Here is an 18296-nt window from a genome sequence, read left to right on the forward strand (position 1 = left end):
GACCCGGGCGCCGAGGCTATGACAGCTCCTGGATCGAACGGACCATGGCCTCGAGGGCCTCGGCGGTCTTGGTGACGTCCTGGCCGCCGCCCTGTGCCACGTCGTCCTTGCCGCCGCCTCCGCCGCCAAGGATCTTGGCCGCGGTGCGCACCAGGGCGCCGGCCTTGGCGCCCTGGGCGCGGGCCTCGTCGTTGGTGGCAACCAAGACCAGCGGGCGGCCGTTGGCCGCGCCGGTCAGGGCGACGACGGACGCCGCGGCACCCAGGCGGTCGCGCAGGTCAAGGGCGAGGGTGCGCAGCGCGTCGGCCGAGGGGACCTCGCCGGCGTCGTGGGCCAGGACCTGGATGCCGGCGATGTCGCGGGCCTTGGCCACCAGGGCACCGGCCTGCGCCGCAAGCTGCGCGCCGCGGAGCTTCTCGATTTCCTTCTCGGCGCTGCGCAGCTTCGCGACGGTGTCGGAAATGCGCTCGTTGAGCTGAGCGGCCGGGACCTTGAACATCGAGGAGAGCTCGGATACCAGGGCGCGCTCGGCGGCACCGTGGCGGAATGCCTCCATGCCCACCAGGGCCTCGACGCGCCGGTTGCCCGAGCCCACGGAGGCCTCGCCCAGCAGCGTCAGGGAACCGATCTGCGCGGTGGCGCCCACGTGGGTGCCACCGCAGAGCTCGCGGCTCCAGGCGTCGTTGATTTCCACCATGCGCACGGTGTTGCCGTACTTCTCGCCGAACAGGCTCATGGCGCCGGCGGCGCGGGCCTCGGCCAGCGGCATGACATTGGTGTTCACCTGGTGGTTGTTGCGGATGGCCAGGTTCACGACCTCTTCGATCTCGTTGCGGGCCGCGGCGCTCAGGGCCTCGGACCAGGAGAAGTCAAAGCGCAGGTAGCCGGCCTTGTTGAAGGAGCCGGACTGCAGCGCGTCCGGGCCCAGGATCTCGTGGAGCGCGGCGTGGACCAGGTGGGTGGCGGAGTGGGCCTGTTCCCCGGAATGGCGGCGCTGGCGGTCGACCTCGGCGAGCACCGAGGCCCCTGCGGGCAGTTCGCCCTCGCGCACGATCGCCTGGTGGACGTTCAGGCCGCGGATGGGGGCCTGAACGTCGAGCACCTCGAGGACGAAGCCGTCGCCGGTGATCAAGCCAACGTCGCCGGCCTGTCCGCCGGCCTCGGCGTAGAACGGGGTCTCGTTGAGCACGAGCTCGATCTGCTGGCCCTGTTCGGCGACCTCGACCAGGGAGCCGTTGTGCACGATGCCGCGCACGGTGGATTCGCTGGTGAGTTCCTCGTAGCCGGTGAAGATGACGTCGCCAGCGTCGTGCAGCTTGGTGAAGATCGTCAGGTCGGCGTGGCCGGCCTTCTTCGCCTTGGCATCCTTCTGCGCGCGGGTGCGCTGTTCGTTCATCAGCTCGCGGAACTTGGTTTCGTCGACGGCCAGGCCGGCCTCGGCGGCGATTTCCAGGGTGAGGTCGATCGGGAAGCCGTAGGTGTCGTGCAGCGCGAAGGCGTCCTCGCCCGAGAGCGAGCCGCCCTTGGACTTGGAGACCTCCAGGGCCTCCTCCAGGCGCGTGGTGCCGGAGGCGATGGTGCGCAGGAAGGCACGCTCCTCGGCGTAGGCGATGCGGGCGATGCGTTCGAAGTCGGACTCCACGATGGGATAGACGCCCTTCATGGCGTCGCGGGAGGCCGGCAGCAGCTCGGGCAGCACGGCGGTTTCCACGCCCATCAGGCGCATGGCGCGCACGGCGCGGCGGATCAGGCGGCGCAGCACGTAGCCGCGGCCCTCGTTGCCCGGGGAGACGCCATCGGAAATCAGCATCAGCGAAGAGCGGATGTGGTCCGCGACCATGCGCATGCGCACGTCGTCGGCGTGGTTCGGGTCCGTCGGGTCCTCGGTGGAGGTGTAGGCCTTGCCGGAAAGCTCGGCGGCCTTGTCCAGCACGGGACGGACCTGGTCGGTCTCGTACATGTTCTCGACGCCCTGCAGGATCATCGCGAGGCGCTCGAGGCCCAGGCCGGTGTCGATGTTCTTCTTGGGCAGTTCGCCCAGGATCTCGAAGCTGTCCTTGCCGGTGCCCTCGCCGCGCTGGTACTGCATGAACACGAGGTTCCAGATCTCGATGTAGCGGGTGTCGTCGGCCTCCGGGCCGCCCTCGATCCCGTACTCGGGCCCGCGGTCGTAGAAGATCTCCGAGCAGGGGCCGGCGGGGCCGGGCTGGCCGGTGGACCAGTAATTGTCCTCCATGCCCATCTTCTGGATGCGCTCGGCCGGGATGCCGATCTTGTCGCGCCAGATTTCCAGTGCCTCGGTGTCCTCGTGGAAGACGGTGATCCACAGCTTCTCGGCGGGCAGGCCGAAGCCGCCGTCGGCGACGGAGCTGGTCAGCAGCTCCCAGGCGTAGGAGATCGCGCCTTCCTTGAAGTAGTCGCCGAAGGAGAAGTTGCCGGCCATCTGGAAGAAGGTGCCGTGGCGCACGGTCTTGCCGACCTCTTCGATGTCGCCGGTGCGGATGCACTTCTGCACCGAGGTGGCGCGGCTGTAGGGCGCCTCCTCGCGGGCGGTCAGGTACGGGATGAACGGCACCATGCCGGCGACGGTGAACAGCAACGACGGGTCGGAGGAGACCAGTGAGGCGCTGGGAACCGCGGTGTGGCCCTTCGACTCAAAGTAGTCGACCCACCGGCGTGCAATTTCCTGCGATTTCATCGTTCCTCTTCGATCCCTTCGTGCTTACGGGCGCTGTGCTTGGGTGTGGCTTTCACGTGCAGCTCCCCCGTGGCCTCTCGGCCGGGGAGTTGCGTACTGCCGAGAACCGCCGTGGCGGCGGTCGTCGGCACGCGTGCCACGAAAATAAGTCTAGTGGTGGCTTGGGCCAGGTGTTTCATCCAGGCCCAGGGCCTGGCGCAATTCGGTTTCGCGTTCATTCATCCCGGTGCGGAAGGCCTCGGCCAGCTCCTGCAGCGAGTCGCTGATGCGGCCAACGGTGCGGTTCAGCCCGTCGGGGCTCGCAAGCTCCCGGGCTTCGCCGAGCTTGCGGGCGGCCAGGACGCCGACGCCGATTCCGATGCCGACCCAGAATAGTTTCTTCATCTGCGGTTTCCTCGTTTCGTGGATGGTGGGAACGTGCGCTGCCCGGTGCCGCTGCATGGCGGGTGGGTTCGGGCGGCTGCGACCGGGCCCCTTGGACCGGGCCGGTGTCAGCGCGAGCGTCGTCCCTTGCCGGTCGGCTTGGTGTCGAGGACCGATCGGACCCCGGCGGAAAATGCCGCGATCTTGATCAGCGGCCGCCCGACGGTGGCTGCCGTCAAGGAGGACAGTGCGCTGATGTTGGCCGACGCGTCCGAGACGTGCGAGGTGATGCCGTCGACCTTGCGGATCTGGTCGTTGGTGCTTGCCACGGTGTTGGTGACCTCGGTCAGCAGCGGTGTGGTGCCGTCGGAGACGTCCCTGACGGCGCCGCGCAGCTCGTCAAACACCTTCCCGAGCTTCCAGATGGGGATGGCAAGCAGTGCCACCAGCACGGCGAAGACGCCTGCCGCAATGAGTCCGGCGATGTCCGACCCTGTCATATGCTTTTCCTCTACCGTTGGTGACATGTGCTTTTCCACCTTACCGAAAGGTTGGCGATAGCACGGAACCGAAACGTCTTGGATAACACGAAGCCCGCGGCGCGGGGCCACGGGCTTCGTGTTGCAAGCTCAATTCGTTGGGCGTGAACCCGATGAATTTAGCGTGAGTAGAACTCGACGACGAGGTTCTCTTCGCAGGTTACGGGAACCTCGGAGCGCTTCGGCTTGCGGACGAGCTTGGCCTGGAGGGCTTCAAGCTTGACGTCCAGGTAAGCCGGAACGGCGGGGAGAACATCGCGGTGTGCGCCTGCAGCGGCGATCTGGAACGGGCCCATCTTTTCGCTACGCTCGTGAACGTGGATCAGCTGACCCTCGGACACGCGGAACGAGGGACGGTCCACGCGCTGGCCGTTGACCAGGATGTGGCGGTGCACAACCAGCTGGCGAGCCTGGGCGATGGTGCGGGCGAAGCCTGCACGCAGAACCAAGGCGTCCAGACGCATTTCCAGCAGCGAGATCAGGTTTTCACCGGTCTGGCCAGCGGTGCGCTTGGCTTCATCGAAGACACGGGTCATCTGTGCTTCGCGGATGCCGTACTGGGCGCGCAGACGCTGCTTTTCGCGCAGACGCACTGCGTAGTCGCTGTCCTGCTTCTTGCGGGCACGGCCGTGCTGGCCGGGACCGTACGGACGACGCTCCATGTACTTTTCAGCTTTAGGAGTCAGAGCAAGGCCGAGGGCTCGCGAGAGGCGAACCTTGCGGCGGGCACGAGTGTTGTTAGCCACGAGTGTCCTTATCTGTTTTTAGCGGTTGTCATTGGGTCTGGCCTCCATGATGGAGAGTTGCGGGAAACCGCGTCCCTAGTTACTGCAACTGCCACGGTGCGAACCGATCGGGACCAAGGTTCCGGTCGATCTGCGGTTGGGCAGCTTGCCAGCCAAGGATCCATCCTACCACCGCCGCCAAACCCCGCGTTCACCGCTGGTGGTTGCCGGGCATGTGAGATATATCCGCAGCCCACGTGGGCTACTTGGTCCGGCGGTCCTTGGCCCGGATGATTCCGCGGATGCGCTCAACGCGTTCGCCGATGGAACGTTCGGCCCCGTTCGCGGTGGGCCGGTAGTAGTCGACACCCAGCAGGTCATCCGGTGCGTACTGCTGGGTGGCCACCGAATGCGGCGCGTCGTGCGAATATTGGTAGCCCTTGCCGTGGCCCAGCCGCTGGGCGCCGGCATAGTGCGCGTCGCGCAGATGCACGGGCACTCCCCTGCCGCGGCCGGCCCGGACATCGGCCACGGCGGCGTTGATGGCGTTGTAGGCGGCGTTGGACTTGGGCGCGGTCGCCAGGTGCACGACGGCGTGCCCCAGGATAAGCCGCGCCTCGGGCATGCCGATGAGTTGCACGGCCTGGGCCGCGGCGACGGCGGTCTGCAGTGCGGTGGGGTCGGCCATGCCGATGTCCTCCGAGGCGCTGATCATGATGCGCCGGGCGATGAAGCGCGGGTCTTCCCCGGCCTCCAGCATTTTTGCCAGGTAGTGCAGGGCGGCATCCACGTCGGAACCGCGGACCGACTTGATGAAGGCGCTGATGATGTCGTAGTGCTGGTCCCCCGCCTTGTCGTAGCGCTGCACGGCGGCGTCCATGGCGCGTTCGGTGTGTTCGATGGTGATGATGATCTGGCCCGCGGGGCTCAGCGCCCCGTCGCCGGGGGCCTCTCCCGGTGCAGTGGCCTCATCCACGGCGGCGTCTTCGACGGAGTCGGGCGCCTCGGCAATGCCCGGCTCGCCGTCGCCGTCGCTTCCCTCCGTGGCGGGGGCCGGAGATGTGGCTGCTTCCGTCGTGTCGCCTGGCGCTGCATCCGCGGGGGCATGCTCGGCTGGCGGGTCTGCGGGTGCCTCGGTGGAGGCGTCGGCCTTTTGCGCGGAGCGACGAGCCAGGAGGCCGTGGGATTCGGCGGCGCTCCATGCCACCCCGGCGGCGGCCTCGAGTGCCGTCAGTGCCCGGCGGGCATCCCCTCCGGCCATGCGCACCAGGTGGTCAAGTGCCGCCGGATCCAGGACCAGCTCGTCGTTGAATCCCCGCTCGTCGGCCAGGGCACGGATGATGAGTGCGGAGATGTCCCCCTCTTCCAGGGGGCGAAGCGTGAGCAGCAATGAGCGCGAGAGCAATGGGGAGACCACGGAGAAGGATGGGTTTTCCGTCGTGGCGGCGACGAGCACGACCCAGCGGTTTTCCACCCCTGGCAGCAGCGCGTCCTGTTGGGCCTTGTTGAAACGGTGGATCTCGTCCAGGAACAGGACCGTGGTGAAGCCGCGCAGGTCGCGGTCCTCGAGCGCCTGGTCCATGACGCGGCGAACGTCCTTGACGCCGGCGGTGATGGCGCTGAGTTCGACGAATCGGCGTCCGGGGGCACGGGCAATCACGTGGGCAATGGTGGTCTTGCCGGTGCCTGGCGGGCCCCAGAGGATGATGCTTGAGGGGCCCGACGGGCCGGGGCCGTCGATCCCGGCCAGTTGCCGCAGGGGCGAACCGGCCTTGAGCAGGTGCTGCTGGCCAACGAGTTCCTCGACCGAGCGGGGGCGCATGCGTACGGCCAGGGGCGCGCGCGGGCGCACATGTTCTTCGTCGTTTTCCTCGTCGTCACCCAAGGCACTGAGCAGATCGTTCACCCCACCAGCCTAGTTCAGCATTGCCGCCGACGATTCCCCGCCCCCGATCAGGGTGGTTTTCCCCGTCAGCGTGGCTTGATGGAACTGTGGATGCATCGGTGCGCCCGAAGGTGTTTTACGGCGCTTCGTTGGCGGCAGGGCCCGGGAGCCGTCACATCCGACACAACGGCGGAGCTGGGGGCAACCCCACCGGCAGGAAAAGACAACACCCGGGAGTTGTGGCACGATCGGCGCGCCGCCATCGCGAATCGCTGGCTGCCCTAGTCGAACAGGGGCGCCGTGAATCCGATGGTGCGAAGCTCGGGGTGCCAGTAAAGGTTCCGCTGCGGTGCGCCGCGTGGTTGTCCGTCGATGGCGATGACATAGGGAACACCATCGATCGACTTCAGCGTAATGAGGCCCGCATGCACCTGGACATGGTGGTATTCACACAGGAGTGCCGAATTTCCCACGTTCGTTTCGCCGCCTTCGAGCCAGGGTATGACGTGGTGGCACTCGGAGGTCGAGGCGGGCCGCGTGCAGCCGGGCATGATGCACCCGCGATCCCTGATGGCGATGGCCTTGCGTTGGGCCTTGGAGAAACCGCGGACTTCGCGGCCCAGGTCGAGGACTTCCCCGTTCTCTCCGAGGACAGCCGGCAGGATGTCGCCGTTGCAGGCGAGTCTCCTGATGTTGGCTGCGGAAATGGGACGGTTGTGTGCGGTCAATCCCGCTTCTTCACACTGGCCCAGCAAGCTGCGGTAGCCGATCAGGACGCCGATCTTGACCCTCATGCCGCCAGTTTCGCTGATGTCGGTGCCGTTCAATGCCCCGGAGCATGCGGCAACGAGGGCATCGAGGAGCAGCTGCGGGCTGGTGCGTGGGTCCTGTGCCGTCAGGGCCGCGAGCCCCGAGCCTTCCGGGGGAAGTCCGCAGGCTAGTCCGCTCAGCGGGATGTCCTCGTCCCCGGCATCTGCGGGCCTGGCCCATTCAGGTGCGGGTGTACCCGCCGGGGAAAAGCGCGGGGTCCCGGACTCGGACCCACCGTCGGGGTCGGCAGTGGCGTCGTCCGGGGCGGACGTGGCGAGACCGGGGTTCGTGGAGGCGGAGTACGGCGGGGCCTTCAGCGAGCGGGGGTTGGTCCAGGCCTCGCCGAAGGCGACGATGGTTTCGGAGTCGAGGGGGTCGCAGCGCAGCAGGTATTCGTCGCTGCCGTCACGGAATCCGCGGTAGAAGCAGCCCCGCCTGGCACGGATTTCCTCATCGCTGAGGGGAGTCCCGTTCTCGGCCAGGAAGCTGCCCCAGTCCTGCAGGGCCTTGCCACACATCTTGGGCTCGCCGGTGCGTGCCTCATGGACCAGGGATTCCTCGATGGCGTTGTTGACCTTGCCGGCGTCGGGCCGTGGCTTGATGCGCGGCTGCATGGAGTCGAGCCGGCCGGCGACGGAGGAGAGGTTGCCGACGTCGGCGCTGCCGTCGGCCGCGGCCCGGGCCAGGATCGGGTAGCTGGGTGCCGCCGGGGTCCCGCCGTCGTCCACGGGTTGGGCCGGGGCAACCAGGAGCTTGGCACCGGTGATGCGGCGTCGGCCATCGGAACCGGAAATATGCAGGTGCGCCTGCATGTAGGCCAGGATGTTGCGGTGCGGCGCCATCCCGGTGCGCAGTCGTTCGCTCGGGATGGCGGCGGCGCCGCTCGCCAGATCCTCGGGGTGGGCCACGAGTTCGTCGATTTTCTGGGCGATGACCGGGTCCAGCCGGTGAACCTCTGCGGCTGCGGCGCGCTGGACGACCACGAGTTGGCCATAGGCAATGGAACGGTGGCTGCGCTCGAGCAGGCCCAGCATCGCCGCACCGGAGGACGCATCGAGCACGACCTGTTCCAGCTGCGCGGTGACCTCGGACAGGGCAAGTGCCGCAGCGGCCATCTTCCGGCCAAGCTCCGCAGTCGTCTCCTGTGCCGTCAGTGGCGCAGATAGTGGTGTGCCCATGCCCACCAGTGTCCGCCTTCCGGCCCGCGCCCGCCCCGGGATCGCCCCGGTTGTGCGGGGAAGTGGGGCGGTGCCCCCGTGGTCCCCCGAATATGCCCGTGCCCGGGCAAAACGGTAGGCTCGCTAGGTCCGGCGGCGCGTGGGCGGCGAATCGCGCCGCAGCAACGGAAATCGATGAGAAGGTGGATGCATGAAGGCAGTGTTGCAGGTGGCTTCCCGGGCCTCGGTCGAGGTCGAAGGTTCGGTCGTCGGGAAGATCGACGGGCCCGGCCTGGTGGTGCTGCTGGGCGTGACGCACGGCGACACCCCGGCGTTGGCGGCCAAACTGGCGGCCAAGGTGTGGCGCCTGCGGATGCTGGAGGGCGAGAAGTCGTGCGAGGACCTCGGCGCCCCGTTGCTGGTGATCAGCCAGTTCACGCTCTACGGGGATGTGCGCAAGGGGCGGCGCCCCGGGTGGACGAATGCGGCACCGGGCGCGGTGAGCGAGCCGCTGTACGAGGAGTTCATGGCGCAGCTGCGCGCGCTCGGTGCCCACGTGGAATCGGGCGTGTTCGGCGCGATGATGGAGGTCTCGTTGGTGAACTCGGGACCGTACACCCTCATCGTCGACACCGACGAGCTGCCCGGCTAGGTTCATCCGAGACTGAACGGGTCGGCGCGGGCCTGGTCCGGGGTTCGGCCAGCAGTTCCGTCAGGCTTGCGGCCCATATGGCCCGGGACGTGCGAACCGGCCGGTATCCCCCCCCATTCACTCCCGCAGCACGGCGCCCTGGAAGAAAACCCAGAGTTCGCGCTGCGCAGCCAGGTGACCGCGGCCGCTGCCGGTGAGCGTGTAGACCTTGCGCCCCGGTGCCCCGTCCCCGTCCTCCCAGGTGCTGTCCATGAGCCCGGCGGCCTCGAGCTTGACCAGGGCCGGGTACAGCGTGGAGCCCTTGATGGGCGAGAACCCGCGGGCTTCGAGCGCTTGGGCCAGCGCGTATCCGTGATTGGGCCCCGCCTCCAGCGCGTCGAGCAGGCTCAGTGGCAGCATCGCCCGTTGCCACGCGCCGGGAAACTCCTTGCCGCCGCTCAGCATGCCCACTCCCCTGTCCGGCGGCGGTTTTCCGCACGAAGAGCGTCGGCGAAAGCGCCGGGCATCCACGGGATCAGTGGTTCCATGTCGAGGCCTTTCGGTGGGGGTGGGACGGGTGCATGACGCACGCCGCCAAATGACGGACTAAGTCAAAAATTTATCTAGATAATTAATCTTACTAAGGTTGTCCACGTTTCGTGCGGGTTTTCCACGGTCGTTCTTTCGTGTCGCGGGGCTGCGTGCCGATCCGGGCTCAGGCCCGTCTCCCCGACCGGCTCGGCCCTCCGTTTCAAGGGCCGGGGCGCCTCGCGGCACCGCCCGTTCCCCCGCCGGATTCCCCCGGACAAGCAAGAGGGCGCCCACCGTGATGGTGGACGCCCCCGGGCCAACCGCCTGTGGGCGGTGCGGGACTACTTGGCTTCGGCCGTGGCCGGCTCGTTGGACTCGGCCTTCTTGGACTCGGGCTTCGAGTCGACGCCGGCCTCCTTGCGCTGCTGCGCGGTGATCGGCGCTGGGGCGCTGGTCAGCGGATCGAAGCCGCCGCCGGTCTTCGGGAAGGCGATGACGTCGCGGATCGAGTCGGAGCCGGTGAGCAGCTGCAGCACGCGGTCCCAGCCGAAGGCGATGCCTCCGTGCGGCGGGGCGCCGTACTTGAAGCCCTCGAGCAGGAAGCCGAACTTGGACTGCGCGGATTCCTTGTCCAGGCCCATCAGCTTGAAGACCCGCTCCTGCACGTCGCGCTGGTGGATACGGATCGACCCGCCGCCGATCTCGTTGCCGTTGCAGACGATGTCGTAGGCGTAGGAGAGGGCGCTTTCCGGGTCGGTGTCGAAGGTGTCCAGGAACTCCGGGCGCGGCGAGGTGAACGCGTGGTGCACGGCGGTCCAGGCACCGGAGCCCACCGCCACGTCGCCCGAGGCCACCGCGGCGGCGGCCGGCTCGAACATCGGGGCGTCGACGACCCACACGAAGGCCCAGTCGCCTTCCTTGATCAGGCCGGTGCGGTGGCCGATTTCCACGCGGGCGGCGCCCAACAGGGCCCGTGCCTCGTTCTTGTCGCCGGCGGCGAAGAAGATGCAGTCACCGGGCTTGGCTCCGGTGGCCTCTGCCAATCCGGCGCGCTCGGCATCGGTCAGGTTCTTGGCAACGGGGCCGGCCAGTTCGCCGTCCTCCTTGTAGAGCACGTAGGCCAGGCCCTTGGCGCCGCGCTGCTTGGCGAATTCCTGCCAGCCGTCCAGGGTGCGGCGGGGCTGGGAGGCGCCGCCGGGCATGACCACGGCACCGACGTGCGGGGCCTTGAAGACGCCGAAGTCGGTGTCCTTGAAGAACTCGGTCATGTCGGTCAGCTCGAGGCCGAAACGCAGGTCCGGCTTGTCCGAGCCGTACTTGGCCATGGCCTCGTGGTAGGTGATGCGGGCGATCGGGGTCGGGATCTCGACGTCGATCAGCTTCCAGAGTTCCTTCACCAGGGACTCGCCGAGCGCGATGATGTCGTCCTGCTCGACGAAGGACGCCTCGATGTCCAGCTGGGTGAACTCCGGCTGGCGGTCGGCGCGGAAGTCCTCGTCGCGGTAGCAGCGGGCGATCTGGTAGTACTTCTCGAAGCCGCCGACCTGCAGCAGCTGCTTGAACAGCTGCGGGGACTGCGGCAGCGCGTACCAGGAGCCCGGGGCCAGGCGTGCCGGGACCAGGAAGTCGCGGGCACCCTCGGGGGTGGAGCGGGTCAGCGTCGGGGTCTCGATTTCCACGAAGCCGTCGCCGTGCAGCAGGTTGCGGGCGATCCGGTTGGCCTCGGAACGCAGGCGGATGTTGCGGTTGGGGGTCGGGCGGCGCAGGTCCAGGTAGCGGTGGCGCAGGCGCGCCTCCTCGCCGACCTCGACGTGCTCGTCGATCTGGAAGGGCAGCGGCGCGGCGGTGTTCAGCACCACGACGGATTCGGCGATGACCTCGATCTCGCCGGTGGCCAGGGCGGGGTTCTCGTTGCCCTCGGGGCGGCGCTCGACCTTGCCGGTGATCTGCAGGACGAATTCGTTGCGCAGCGGGTGGAAGACCTCCTCCTCGCGCACCACGACCTGGGCGAAGCCCGAGGCGTCGCGCAGGTCAAGGAAGGCGACCCCGCCGTGGTCGCGGCGGCGGGCCACCCAACCGGTGAGGGTGACGGTTTCTCCGATGTGCTCGGCGGTCAAGGTGCCGAGCTGATGAGTGCGTAGCACTGCATTCCTTTCTACAAAGGTGCGAATTTCCGCTGGTGTCCCGAAGGCCGGCTGAAGCCGGTGGCGGTTGCGCGCCTGGGGTGCGGTCGAGAAGAATCTATGTGCGAGTTTACCGGCACTGCCGTGCCCGCTGCACCGCAACCCGCTTCGTTGTGCGCTGACTCACGCCGGCGCCTCCACGAAGGGGGCCGCGGTATCGGTGCCGCAGCTAGGGGCGGGCGGCGGTGACCAGGTTGGACAGGTCCGCGTCCGCCGGCATCCAGGAAGCCGGGTCCGCGGCGGTCTGCTCGCCGCTGCGGATGTCCTTGACCTCGTGGGTGCCGTCCTCGGAGGTGAACCAGACGAAGGGGATGCCGCGCCTGTCGGCGTACTTGATCTGCTTGCCGAACTTCTCCGCCTTGGCCGCCACCTCGCAGGCGATGCCGCGGGCGCGCAGCGCGGCGGCCACGTCCTGCGCCTCGTTCCAGGAGTCGTCGTTGGCAAGTGTGACCAGCACGGCGGAGGGCACGGTGCGTGCGGCGGTGGCCGATTCCTCGGCGAGCATCCGCGAGACCAGGCGGGTGACACCGATGGACAGGCCCACGCCCGGGTAGTTCTTCTTCCCGGTGGAGGCCAGCGACTCGTAGCGCCCGCCGGAGCAAATCGAGCCCAGGGACTCGTGCCCCACCAGCACCGTCTCGTAGACGGTGCCGGTGTAGTAGTCCAGGCCGCGGGCGATGGACATGTCGGCGACGACCTTGCCCGGGGCGCGGCGCACGGCTGCCTCGATGACCTGGGAGAGCTCGTCCAGGCCCTCCTCGAGCAACGGGTGGGTCACGCCCAGGGCGCGGACCTGTTCGACGAAGGAGGTGTCCGCGGTGCAGATGGAGGCCAGGGCCAGCGCGGCGGCGGCCTGCTCGTCGGTGGCGCCCAGTTCGTTCTTCAGCGCCTCGGCGACCTTGGCCGCACCGATCTTTTCCAGCTTGTCGATGGAGCGCAACACGCCGGCGGTGTCCTCAAGGCCCAGGCCCAGGTAGAAGCCCTCGGCGAGCTTGCGGTTGTTCACGCGCAGGCGGAAGTCGCCGATGGGCAGCGCGGAAAGCGCCTCGGCGATGACCAGGGCCAGTTCCACGTCGTAGCGGAAGGGCAGTTCGCCGTCGCCCACCACGTCGATGTCGGCCTGGGTGAATTCGCGGAAGCGGCCGTCCTGCGGGCGCTCGCCGCGCCAGACCTTCTGCATCTGGTAGCGGCGGAACGGGAAGGGCAGGTGCCCGGCGTTCTCCACCACGTAGCGGGCGAAGGGCACGGTCAAGTCGAAGTGCAGGGCCAGCGCGTTCGGGTCGTTCTTCGCCGACTCCTCGGCGGCCAGGCGGGAAAGCCCGTAGACCTCCTTGTCGATCTCGCCCTTGCGCAGCAGCTGTCCGACGGTTTCCACGGCGCGGGTCTCGATGTTGGCGAACCCATGCAGCTCGAAGATCCGGCGCAGCGTGTCCAATACATGCTGCTCCACCGCGCGCTCCTGCGGGAGCCATTCGGGGAAGCCGGATAGTGAGGCCTTGCGTGCCATGAAGTCTGTACTCCTAGTAAAGGGGGAATGCTGGTGGTTGCCACGTCCCGCGGGCCGCCGGTGCGAGGAACTCTGTGCCCGGCGGCGGGCACGTAGGGAACCAAGTCTAATGGCGCGGCGATGCGCCGAGGGCGAAACGACTCGAATGCGTCACGGTTTTGCGGCGGCGGAGTACCGAGGCCATGGCCTTGGCGGGTAAAGTGGCGGTGACAGTTGTGTCCCGGCGCATATCCGGGGCCGAACCTAGCGAAAGAGTTTCAGCGGTGACCACCAGTCAGCAATCCGACGACAATCTCCAGCCGGCAGCAGCGGCCGAGGAGCAGCAACCCGAAAGCACCGTGGAGGCGGCCCCGGCCACCGAGCCGGAGGCAGCAGAGCAGGCCCCGGAATCCGAGCCGGAGGCAGCAGAGCAGGCCCCGGAATCCGAGGCAGTAGTCGAGGAAGCGGCGGAGGCCCCGGCAACGGAAGGCCCCGCCGAGGAGGCAGCCGAAGCAAAGGCAGCCCCGGCAGCCCCGGCAGCCCCCGCCGTTCCGACCCCTTCCGCGGTGCCGACCCCCGCCGCCATGGCCCCGGCTCCGCGCCCCTCGGGCAAGCACGCCGCGAAGGTCGCCGCACCCGTTGCCGCTCCCCCGACGTTCACCACCCCGCCGGAGGAAGCCGCCAAGTTCGGCCGCGTATCCGAGGACGGACACGTCTTCCTGCTCATCGACGGTGCCGAGCACCCCGTGGGACAGTACCCGGATGCCACCGCCGAGGAAGCCCTGGCCTACTTCGTGCGCAAGCACGACGAGGTCGTCTCCTCGCTCATGCTCCTGGAGCAGCGCGTCGCGGCCAAGGCCCCGAGCTCGGACATGAACAAGACCCTGGACCACCTCGCCGCCACCGTGGCCGAGCGTGCCATGGTCGGGGACATCCCCGCACTGGAGGCGCGCATCGAGACCGCCCGTGCCGCCGTTGCCGAACTGGTTGCCGTCGAGCGCAAGGCCAACGAGGAGCTGCGTGCCACCGAGCTCGCCGCCCGCGAGGCCATCGTCGCCGAGGCCGAGGCGCTTGCCGCCACGGACCCGACGACCGTGCAGTGGAAGCAGGGGTCCAACCGCATGAACGACCTCTTCGACGCCTGGAAGACCGCGCAGAAGTCCGGCGTGCGCCTGGGCCGCTCGACCGAGGATTCCCTGTGGAAGCGCTTCCGCGGCGCCCGCACCACCTTCGACCGCCACCGCCGCGCGTACTTCTCGCAGCTCGATGCGACCAACTCCGAGGCCAAGGCCGCCAAGGAAGCGTTGATCGCCCGCGCCGAGGAACTCTCACGCTCCACCGACTGGGGACCGACCGCCGGCGAATACCGCCGCCTGATGGACGAGTGGAAGGCCTCCAAGCGCGCCTCGCGCAAGGACGACGACGCCCTGTGGGCACGTTTCCGCGCCGCGCAGGACGTCTTCTTCGAGGCCCGCCAGGCCGCGAACGCCGCCATCGACGAGGAGTTCGGCGCGAACCTCATCGTCAAGGAGGCCCTGCTGGTGGAGGCCAAGGCCCTGCTGCCGATCAAGGACCTGACCACGGCCAAGAGGCTGCTGGACTCGATCCGCGACCGCTGGGAGGCCGCGGGCAAGGTCCCGCGCGCCGACATGCAGCGCGTCGAGTCCTCGCTGCGCCAGGTCGAGGAGGCCGTCCGCTCGGCCGAGGACGAGCAGTGGCGCCGGTCCAACCCGGAGACCAAGGCACGCTCGAACTCGATGCTGACCCAACTCGAGGACGCCATCGCAGGCCTCGAGGAGGACCTGGCCAAGGCCAAGGCCAAGGGCGTCGAGTCCAAGATCAAGGCGGCCCAGGAAGCCCTGGACGCACGCCGCCTGTGGCTCGAGACCCTGCAGAAGTCCTCCGCGGACTTCCAGTAACGGCACACACGCACCGCCCACCGGGCGGGTGCGGTTCCATGCGGACCGCACCCGCCCGTGTTGTTTAACGCACCATTCCGTTGCCGGCTTGAGTTCAAGCGGTCGTTCCCCGGCGGCGGGGGGGGTTATCCACAATTTGGGCCGCTCCCCTGCCGCCAGGCACCCGGGCCTGTGACAGTGGAGGGATGGAACGCACAATCCCCCGGAGCGATCCGGACATCGGCCGCGGGCCGATCGAACCAACACCCCTGCATCCCGCCGCGCGCCGCGGCCCGCAGGTCATCCTGGTTGATGAGCCGTTCACGCTCAACGAGCTGCAGGCCCTGAGGCTGCGCGGCTCGCTGCGGGAGATGCTGCCCGGGGCCTATGTCTCCGCGGTGCACCCCGACAACCCGGTCACCCGCGCGCGGGTCGCCGCCGCGGTGGCCGGGGAGCAGCTGGTGCCGGGCCGCGCCCTGTGCAAGGTCACCGCGGCGTGGGTCTACGGCTGCGCGCCGATGCCGCGCGAACTGGACATCGTGGTGCCGCGCTACCACCGCCCCTGCGCACCGACCTCGCGGATGATCCTGCGCCTGAGCGAGGGAACGCTGGACGAGGAGCAGATCTGCACGGTGGGCGGCGTCGCCGTCACCTCGCCCTTGCGCACCGCGATGGACATTGCCTTCAATTCCGAGCTGCGCGAGTCGCTGCCGGTGCTGGCCGCCATCAGCGCCTCGGCCCGGCTGCGCTGCAGCTACGCGGAGATGCTGGAGCAGGTCGACGCCCAGGTGCGCCGTCCGGGCCGGCGCCGCGCGCTGGGCGCCATCACCCGGTTGATGGAACGGGACCTGCCCGCGGCGGCCTAAGGCACCCCGGGCCACGCCGCGGGCGGCGCGCTAGGAGCGTCGGGTCCCGCCGGAGGTGCGGTACACGTCGTACACACCGTCGATCCGGCGCACCGAGTTCAGCACGTGGCTGAGGTACTTCGGGTCGCCCATCTCGAAGGCAAAGCGGGAGAACGCGACACGGTCGCGCGAGGTGGAGACGCTGGCGGCCAGGATGTTCACGTGGTTCTCCGAGAGCACCCGCGTCACATCCGAGAGCAGCGACTTGCGGTCCAGCGCCTCGACCAGGATCTCCACGAGGAAGACGCTGGATTTGGTCGGCGCCCACTGCACCTCGACCAGGCGGTCGGGCTGCTGCTCGAGCTGCTTGAGGTTCACGCAGTCGGTGCGGTGCACCGAGACCCCGGAACCGCGCGTGACGAACCCGCGGATCGGGTCCGGCGGCACGGGCGTGCAGCAGCGTGCCAGCTTGGCCAGCACCTCGCCGGCGCCCGGGACGATGACCCCGGCATCGGAGTCGGCGGCCCGGGCAGGCACCGCGTAGATGGGGGTTTCCTCCAGCACCTCCTCCACGCCGCCGGCCTCGCCGCCGACCAGCGCGGTGAGGTGCTCGATGACGTTCTGCGCGGAGGTGTGCCCGTCGCCGACCGCGGCATAGAGCGCGGAGATGTCGTGGTGGCGCAGCTCCTGGGCGACGGCGGAGAGCACGTCGTGGGTCATCAGCTTCTGCAGCGGAAGGTTGTTCTTCCGCAGCGCCTTGGTCAGCTGCTCCTTGCCCTTTTCGATGGCCTCTTCGCGGCGTTCCTTGGTGAACCACTGGCGGATCTTGTTCCGGGCGCGGGCGGACTTGACGAAGCCCTGCCAGTCCTGGGACGGGCCGGCGTTCTCGGCCTTGGAGGTGAAGACCTCGACCATGTCGCCGTGGTGCAGCTCGGAGTTCAGCGGCACCAGCTTGCCGTTCACGCGCGCGCCGATGGTGCGGTGTCCGACGTCGGTGTGCACCGAGTAGGCGAAGTCCACCGGGGTGGCGCCCACCGGCAGGGACATGATCTGCCCCTTGGGGGTGAAGACGAAGACCTCGGCGGTGTTGATCTCGTAGCGCAGCGAGTCCAGGAACTCGTTGGAGTCGGAAGTTTCCTTCTGCCAGTCCATGAGGCTGCGCAGCCAGTCCATGTCCTGTTCCTCGACGCTGCGGCCGTCCTGGGTCGAGCCGTGCTTGTACTTGAAGTGCGCCGCCACGCCGTACTCGGCGCGCTGGTGCATGTCGTGGGTGCGGATCTGGATCTCCACCGGCTTGCCGCCGGGCCCGATCACGGTGGTGTGCAGCGACTGGTACAGGTTGAACTTGGGCAGCGCGATGTAGTCCTTGAAGCGCCCGGGCAGCGGGGTCCAGCGCGCATGCATCAGCCCCAGCACCGCGTAGCAGTCCTTCACGGTGTCCACCAGCACCCGCACGCCCATCAGGTCGTGGATGTCGTCGAAGTCCTTGCCGCGCACGATCATCTTCTGGTAGATCGAGTAGTAGTGCTTGGGCCGGCCGCTGATGGTGCCGCGCAGCCGCGCGGCGGTGATGTCCTCGGCAATGGCGGAGCGCACCGTGGTCAGGTACTTCTCGCGCTCCGGGGTCCGCTCCCCCACCATGCGCACGATCTCCTCGTACACCTTGGGGTGCAGGGCCGCGAAGGAGAGGTCCTCCAGCTCCCACTTGACGGTGTTCATGCCCAGCCGGTGGGCCAGCGGGGCGAAGATCTCCAGGGTCTCGCGCGCCTTCTTGGCGCTGGACTCCGGGGAGACGTAGCGCCAGGTCCGCGCGTTGTGCAGGCGGTCGGCCAGCTTGATCAGCAGCACGCGGATGTCCTTGGACATGGCGATGACCATCTTGCGCACGGTCTCGGCCTGGGCGGCCTCCCCGAACTGCACCTTGTCCAGCTTGGTGACCCCGTCGACCAGCTTGGCGATCTCCTCGCCGAACTCCCGGGTGAGGGCCTCCAGCGAGTAGTCGGTGTCCTCGACGGTGTCGTGCAGCAGCGCGGCGGCCAGGATCGCCCCGGTCATCCCCATCTCCGCCAGGATCGTGGCAACCGCGACCGGGTGGGTGATGTACGGGTCCCCGCTCTTGCGCTTCTGGCCCTCGTGGCAGTGCTCGGCCACGGCGTAGGCGCGGGCCAGCAGGTCAAGGTCGGCCTTGGGGTTCTGCGCGCGCACGGTGCGCAACAACGGCTCCAGCGTCGGGGGCTGCGCGCTGGGCCCGCGTCCGGCCAGGCGGACCAGCCGGGAGATCGTCCCGCGCCTGGGGACGGGATTGGGGGCCCCGGGCATCATGACACCGTGGTTCTCGGCCATGGGGTGCCTCCTTTTCGATCGGGGTCCGTCGCCGTGGCGCTGGCTCCGCACTAAGTTCGTCGCTGTCGAAACAGGCCCCCGCGCCGGGCGCCACGCGGGGCCACCCGGACGAAGGCCTGCCCGACTTCCTCTTGCTAGGTTATAGCACTTCGGCGCCAAAGGCGGACGGGGGGGGGGGGGGGGGGGCCCACCCCCCCCCCCC

General features: G+C 68.6%; 13 protein-coding genes. 3 read left to right on the forward strand and 10 right to left on the reverse strand.

What is annotated here, in order from left to right:
- Positions 1-16: 16 nt before the first annotated feature.
- From alaS to ACIPVK_RS09355, 6 genes are all read right to left on the reverse strand, one after another.
- The gene (gene alaS, locus ACIPVK_RS09330; RefSeq protein WP_407611699.1) at positions 17-2698 is read right to left on the reverse strand and encodes an alanine--tRNA ligase; all 2682 of its coding nucleotides are present in this window, start codon (positions 2696-2698) and stop codon (positions 17-19) included.
- Positions 2699-2848: 150 nt separating this feature from the next.
- On the reverse strand, positions 2849-3082 hold the full coding sequence (locus ACIPVK_RS09335) for a hypothetical protein (protein ID WP_407611700.1): 234 nt from the start codon (positions 3080-3082) through the stop codon (positions 2849-2851).
- Between the two features lie 107 nt (positions 3083-3189).
- Positions 3190-3561 carry a DUF948 domain-containing protein gene (locus tag ACIPVK_RS09340; protein ID WP_407611712.1) on the reverse strand — a complete coding sequence of 124 codons (372 nt, stop codon included), beginning with the start codon at positions 3559-3561 and terminating at the stop codon, positions 3190-3192.
- 158 nt (positions 3562-3719) lie between these two features.
- The gene (gene rpsD, locus ACIPVK_RS09345) at positions 3720-4346 is read right to left on the reverse strand and encodes a 30S ribosomal protein S4 (RefSeq protein ID WP_407611701.1); all 627 of its coding nucleotides are present in this window, start codon (positions 4344-4346) and stop codon (positions 3720-3722) included.
- 241 nt (positions 4347-4587) lie between these two features.
- On the reverse strand, positions 4588-6231 hold the full coding sequence (locus ACIPVK_RS09350) for an AAA family ATPase (protein WP_407611702.1): 1644 nt from the start codon (positions 6229-6231) through the stop codon (positions 4588-4590).
- A gap of 260 nt (positions 6232-6491) precedes the next feature.
- Positions 6492-8198 (reverse strand): DUF222 domain-containing protein, encoded by a 1707-nt coding sequence (locus tag ACIPVK_RS09355; protein ID WP_407611703.1) that lies wholly within the window; start codon positions 8196-8198, stop codon positions 6492-6494.
- Between the two features lie 190 nt (positions 8199-8388).
- Here ACIPVK_RS09355 and dtd point away from each other — a divergent pair, with 190 nt between their 5' ends.
- The gene (gene dtd / locus ACIPVK_RS09360; RefSeq protein ID WP_407611704.1) at positions 8389-8829 is read left to right on the forward strand and encodes a D-aminoacyl-tRNA deacylase; all 441 of its coding nucleotides are present in this window, start codon (positions 8389-8391) and stop codon (positions 8827-8829) included.
- A gap of 117 nt (positions 8830-8946) precedes the next feature.
- Here the strand turns inward: dtd and ACIPVK_RS09365 are convergent, their stop codons facing one another.
- From ACIPVK_RS09365 to hisS, 3 genes are all read right to left on the reverse strand, one after another.
- Positions 8947-9228 carry a PadR family transcriptional regulator gene (locus ACIPVK_RS09365; RefSeq protein WP_407611705.1) on the reverse strand — a complete coding sequence of 94 codons (282 nt, stop codon included), beginning with the start codon at positions 9226-9228 and terminating at the stop codon, positions 8947-8949.
- Positions 9229-9680: 452 nt separating this feature from the next.
- Entirely contained in the window at positions 9681-11483 is a 1803-nt protein-coding gene (gene aspS, locus ACIPVK_RS09370) for an aspartate--tRNA ligase (RefSeq protein WP_407611706.1), read from the reverse strand.
- 208 nt (positions 11484-11691) lie between these two features.
- The gene (gene hisS, locus ACIPVK_RS09375) at positions 11692-13029 is read right to left on the reverse strand and encodes a histidine--tRNA ligase (RefSeq protein ID WP_407611707.1); all 1338 of its coding nucleotides are present in this window, start codon (positions 13027-13029) and stop codon (positions 11692-11694) included.
- Positions 13030-13292: 263 nt separating this feature from the next.
- Between hisS and ACIPVK_RS09380 the strand changes: the two genes are divergently transcribed.
- Positions 13293-14927 carry a DUF349 domain-containing protein gene (locus ACIPVK_RS09380; protein WP_407611708.1) on the forward strand — a complete coding sequence of 545 codons (1635 nt, stop codon included), beginning with the start codon at positions 13293-13295 and terminating at the stop codon, positions 14925-14927.
- A 185-nt stretch (positions 14928-15112) separates the two neighbouring features.
- Complete coding sequence (locus ACIPVK_RS09385; RefSeq protein WP_407611709.1) at positions 15113-15772, forward strand: type IV toxin-antitoxin system AbiEi family antitoxin; 660 nt, start codon at positions 15113-15115, stop codon at positions 15770-15772.
- 30 nt (positions 15773-15802) lie between these two features.
- On the opposite strand, the gene ACIPVK_RS09390 is transcribed toward ACIPVK_RS09385, so the two are convergent.
- Positions 15803-18094: a RelA/SpoT family protein gene (locus tag ACIPVK_RS09390; protein WP_407611710.1), complete on the reverse strand. Its 2292-nt coding sequence runs from the start codon at positions 18092-18094 to the stop codon at positions 15803-15805.
- Between the last annotated feature and the right edge of the window lie 202 nt (positions 18095-18296).

This window comes from Paeniglutamicibacter sp. MACA_103 (assembly GCF_045798555.1).
Lineage (GTDB): Bacteria > Actinomycetota > Actinomycetes > Actinomycetales > Micrococcaceae > Paeniglutamicibacter.

What these genes read in the sequence shown, in the direction of transcription:
- alaS (WP_407611699.1), bottom strand. Translation starts at nt 2,698, where the DNA reads ATGAAATCGCAGGAAATTGCACGCCGGTGGGTCGACTACTTTGAGTCG.
- ACIPVK_RS09335 (WP_407611700.1), bottom strand. Translation starts at nt 3,082, where the DNA reads ATGAAGAAACTATTCTGGGTCGGCATCGGAATCGGCGTCGGCGTCCTG.
- ACIPVK_RS09340 (WP_407611712.1), bottom strand. Translation starts at nt 3,561, where the DNA reads ATGACAGGGTCGGACATCGCCGGACTCATTGCGGCAGGCGTCTTCGCC.
- ACIPVK_RS09355 (WP_407611703.1), bottom strand. Translation starts at nt 8,198, where the DNA reads ATGGGCACACCACTATCTGCGCCACTGACGGCACAGGAGACGACTGCG.
- dtd (WP_407611704.1), top strand. Translation starts at nt 8,389, where the DNA reads ATGAAGGCAGTGTTGCAGGTGGCTTCCCGGGCCTCGGTCGAGGTCGAA.
- ACIPVK_RS09365 (WP_407611705.1), bottom strand. Translation starts at nt 9,228, where the DNA reads ATGCTGCCACTGAGCCTGCTCGACGCGCTGGAGGCGGGGCCCAATCAC.
- hisS (WP_407611707.1), bottom strand. Translation starts at nt 13,029, where the DNA reads ATGGCACGCAAGGCCTCACTATCCGGCTTCCCCGAATGGCTCCCGCAG.
- ACIPVK_RS09385 (WP_407611709.1), top strand. Translation starts at nt 15,113, where the DNA reads ATGGAACGCACAATCCCCCGGAGCGATCCGGACATCGGCCGCGGGCCG.
- ACIPVK_RS09390 (WP_407611710.1), bottom strand. Translation starts at nt 18,094, where the DNA reads ATGGCCGAGAACCACGGTGTCATGATGCCCGGGGCCCCCAATCCCGTC.